Here is a 3,807-nt window from a genome sequence, read left to right on the forward strand (position 1 = left end):
TAATTTATATCCAAGTTCTCCATGTAAATACTCAGTAACAAGCTTTATTTTAAATTCCTCACTATATTTGGCCATAAAAATACCCCCAAAAGTTAGTTTTCTACTCTAACTTTTGGGGGTCGGTACCATAAACTTGAAACCCCAATTCTTCCAGGTTCAAAGTATCGACGTAAGCATCGATCACTCGGACAGGATTTTCTTCATCTACAAAGTCGTCCAACGTATTTGGCAGTATGTAAATTTGATGTCTATCTTCACCTTCGATATAAGGCATACACACTCATCTCCTTTGATATAGAGATTCGACAAAAGACATCCATTTTCATGCAAAAAAACAAAAATTATTAATAATTGTTAGACAGACTGACGTACGGTGTGGAGCAGGGGAAAAGATGGAGATTATATCAAAGTCTTACCTATTGCTATTGCGGGTATGTCCTCCTAGCCACGAAGCCACTTGGTTTCAATTATCCAGTGGCTAGCCCAAAAGGCTAACATACCCGCCACTCCACGTAAAGTTGCTTTGTGTATCATAAGTCTTTATGCTGCTGTTTCTCCTGCTTTTACATCTTTTTGTTTAGGTCGGTCATTATAACTTCTTTCATATTCATTTGGTGATACATAGCCAATACTTGAATGACTTCTTCTCTCATTGTAAAAGCTCATGATGTATTCCGAGATCTCCTTAGTGACTTCCTCACGACTAGTAAACTTGTGCCGATACACTAACTCTTTTTTTAAGGAGGCAAAAAAAGACTCCATGCACGCATTATCATAACAGTTACCTTTACCACTCATGCTTATTTGAATGTTCCATTCCTTTAAACGAGCAATATAATCGTTTGATGTATATTGACTCCCACAATCTGAATGGTGTATTAGCTTTTCTGAAGGTTTTCTTGAAGTGATCGCTCGATTCAAGGCTTTTAATGGCAAATCTTTTGTCATCTTTATATCTGTAGCCCATCCGACAATTTTCCGTGAAAATAAATCCATTACAGTAGCTAAGTATAACCATCCCTGTAGGGTCCAGATATACGTGATATCTGTTACCCAGACACGGTCTGCTTTTTCGGGATTAAACTTACGCTTTAGTAGATTTGGATAAATAGGGTTATTATGATTAGAGTCTGTCGTTACTACAAATCGATGTTCTGGAATGGCCCGAAGACCCATTTCACGCATATACCTACCAACGGTTTTTTCTGAAATCGTAATCCCTTCCTTATGCAACTCTTTCGTTATCCTTGGGCTTCCGTACACCTCTCTATATTGAAAGAAAAGCCTGCGAATCTTAGCCATCAACTTCTTCTTTTTTTCTGGAAATCACACTCTTTCTTATTAAGCCACTTATAATAACCACTTTTAGATACTTTTAAAACGGCGCACATCTTCACAATTCGAAATTCCTTTCGATGCCTAAAGATAAAATGAAAAATTACTTCTGGCTTTGCATGAAGATGTGCGCTGCCTTTTTTATGATTTCATTTTCCTCCTTTAAATCACTGATTTGATCTAATAGCTCTTTCTCCCGTTTTCTATATTCGCTTGGTGTTATATAGCTGATCTCCTCTTGATTTACCTTTATCTTATTACGGTAATCTCTAACCCAGCGTGATATCGTTTTAGGGGATATATCCATTTCTCTAGCAACATCTGTTGCTTTGTTCCCCTCATCTACAACTAATTTTGCAATGTACTCCTTGAATTCATGATCATATTTTCTAGCCATTTTGACACGCTCCATTTTTAGATTCTTGTTTTTACAAGTCTCTCCATTGCGTGTCCACTTTATAGTCTACATTCAGTTGAAAGATATACCTTGCTGGAAGACATGGAGCCATGTCCCAATGTGTTGGATATCACAGGAAGTGATATTTCCTGTGATAGCATTCTTGCAGCTACAGTATGGCGGAAAATATGGAATCCTTTACGTTGATGACCTGACTGCCGGATGTCCGCCTTTTTCATGATGCTACAACTGATGGCATAACAGTTGGAACGAGATAATTTTGTGTATGGTGAATGATATCTCAGAAAAACATATGGAAGAATGCTTTGAGGTCTTGCATTTAGTATATAGTCAGACAATGCATTACCGACATCTGTAAGAAGAGGTAACATTAAATGCCTTCCGCTTTTCTGTTGAACGATGGCGATTGTCTTATTCCGCCAGTCAATGCTGGATAATTCTAAATTTATAATGTCAATGCTTCTAAGTCCTGTGCGCATTGCCAAAAGCACCATGGCATAGTTACGCTTTCCAATACAGGTGGAACTGTCGATTGAATGAAGCAAACGGTCTTCTTCATCCTGTGTAATAGTTGGCACAACTGCGGTTCTTCTGGAACCACTGCTTGGAACCGCCAGAACTAATTTTTCTTTAGTCACACTTTCTTTATAAAGATATTTCAGAAAGGACCGAAGTGCAGACAGTACTGTTCGCATACTGGTACTTTGGTAAGATCTTGCTATATAGGGAATAAAACTCCGAACGTCATCGAGCTGGAGATCAGATATGTTTTTATTAAGTTCTAACTGTACATATTTTAAAAACTGCCTCGAAAGTGTCTCATAACACCTTCGTGTACCGTTACCTTTTCCAGAACAGATAAGTACTTTCGTATAATCGGCATGCAACTGCTTCATTTCATTGGAAAGAGGACCATTAGGTTCCTCAAAATGGAGTTTCCAGCTGTAACTGCCTGTTTCCAAGACTTCAAGGAGAATCAGTACAGAAAGACGTCTCAGTTTATAACGCCAGTTCTTAATCAGGCCTTTGTCCAGGTCATCCTTTGATTCTTGCATAAAACGATTTGCTAATTCTTTGGAAAAGTATAATCGACCCTTTGATTCGAAAAAATAAATCAGTTCATCCCATGCCAATCCATATTGATAGACTGTAGATGCACTATGTTGAATTGGTTTTATTGCTTTTTTAGCTTGAGTAACTAACTCCGTCAGTAAAATTTTTTCCATGTATTTCGCCTCCATAATAAATTAGGGAAAATCCCAATTTCATTATGGACATTTTAGCAACAATTATCCTGAATATTTAGCTGCTTTAACTTGATAAAAAGGGTAAAACAATTAAATATTCGGGATAACAGATACTTCGGAATAATCCTTCTTATCACGAATTTTGGATAAGAAGGATAAAGATAGAATTGAAAAAACTGCAAAATCTAGGATTGATCAATATACCAAAACAGCTGATATAAAGTACGAACTATTATACTCCGATTTAGCAATAACTTTTAAAGGTACTTCTTTTAGAGATCATGATGTGATAGCTGCTCAACCCCTTGATAAATAAGGTTTTTTAAGTGATTTGATAACAAAATGCTAACAAAGTGTAAGTAATACTGAAGCTTCTCATAAGTTCGCTGAACTTTTGGGAAGCTTCTTTTTTCATATCTTGTGTCCCATGAAGATAGACGCTCCTTCGTAATTTGACATCGGCATGACTGAGCGATCCATGATTTGATCTAGTGAGACACCGGTCTCTGCTAAGAGAGAGGTATGTGTATGTCTTAATAAGTATGGTGTTAAATGGTATTTAGTTCAACGATCGCCGTAAGGAGTCTCTTGATAAGAGGATGAGATATTTTGGTAATAGGAGGAAGGGAATTGACGACAGGCAAAACATTGTTTTATAGTCGTTAAAAGTTTTATGATCTTATTAGTGGATTATGATTTGATGGAATATAAATATAATCCATTGAGCTATTTTATAAATCATTCTATTATGAATCGTTTAGGAACAGAGCATTAAGTGAAGTAGAGATTGGATCTGAACCCTTTTTT

At 36.7% G+C, this 3,807-nt stretch carries 2 protein-coding genes and 2 pseudogenes; all 4 read right to left on the minus strand.

Going from position 1 to position 3,807, the window contains the following annotated elements; all coding sequences use genetic code 11:
- Window positions 1–100 precede the first annotated feature (100 nt).
- Window positions 101–274 (minus strand): hypothetical protein, encoded by a 174-nt coding sequence (locus tag J0N78_RS25230; RefSeq protein ID WP_209125841.1) that lies wholly within the window; start codon window positions 272–274, stop codon window positions 101–103.
- 266 nt (window positions 275–540) lie between these two features.
- A pseudogene (locus J0N78_RS26720) lies at window positions 541–1,732 on the minus strand (IS3 family transposase).
- Between the two features lie 59 nt (window positions 1,733–1,791).
- Entirely contained in the window at window positions 1,792–2,979 is a 1,188-nt protein-coding gene (locus J0N78_RS25245; RefSeq protein ID WP_209125844.1) for a tyrosine-type recombinase/integrase, read from the minus strand.
- Between the two features lie 343 nt (window positions 2,980–3,322).
- A pseudogene (locus J0N78_RS26725) lies at window positions 3,323–3,552 on the minus strand (hypothetical protein); the annotation flags it as partial.
- Window positions 3,553–3,807 lie beyond the last annotated feature (255 nt).

It is taken from the genome of Alkalihalobacillus sp. BA299, assembly GCF_017745675.1.
GTDB lineage: Bacteria > Bacillota > Bacilli > Bacillales > Bacillaceae_F > Alkalihalobacterium.

Bases quoted from the DNA above. Each gene is read 5' to 3' on its own strand.
- J0N78_RS25230 (WP_209125841.1), bottom strand. From the start codon at position 274: ATGCCTTATATCGAAGGTGAAGATAGACATCAAATTTACATACTGCCA.
- J0N78_RS25245 (WP_209125844.1), bottom strand. From the start codon at position 2,979: ATGGAAAAAATTTTACTGACGGAGTTAGTTACTCAAGCTAAAAAAGCA.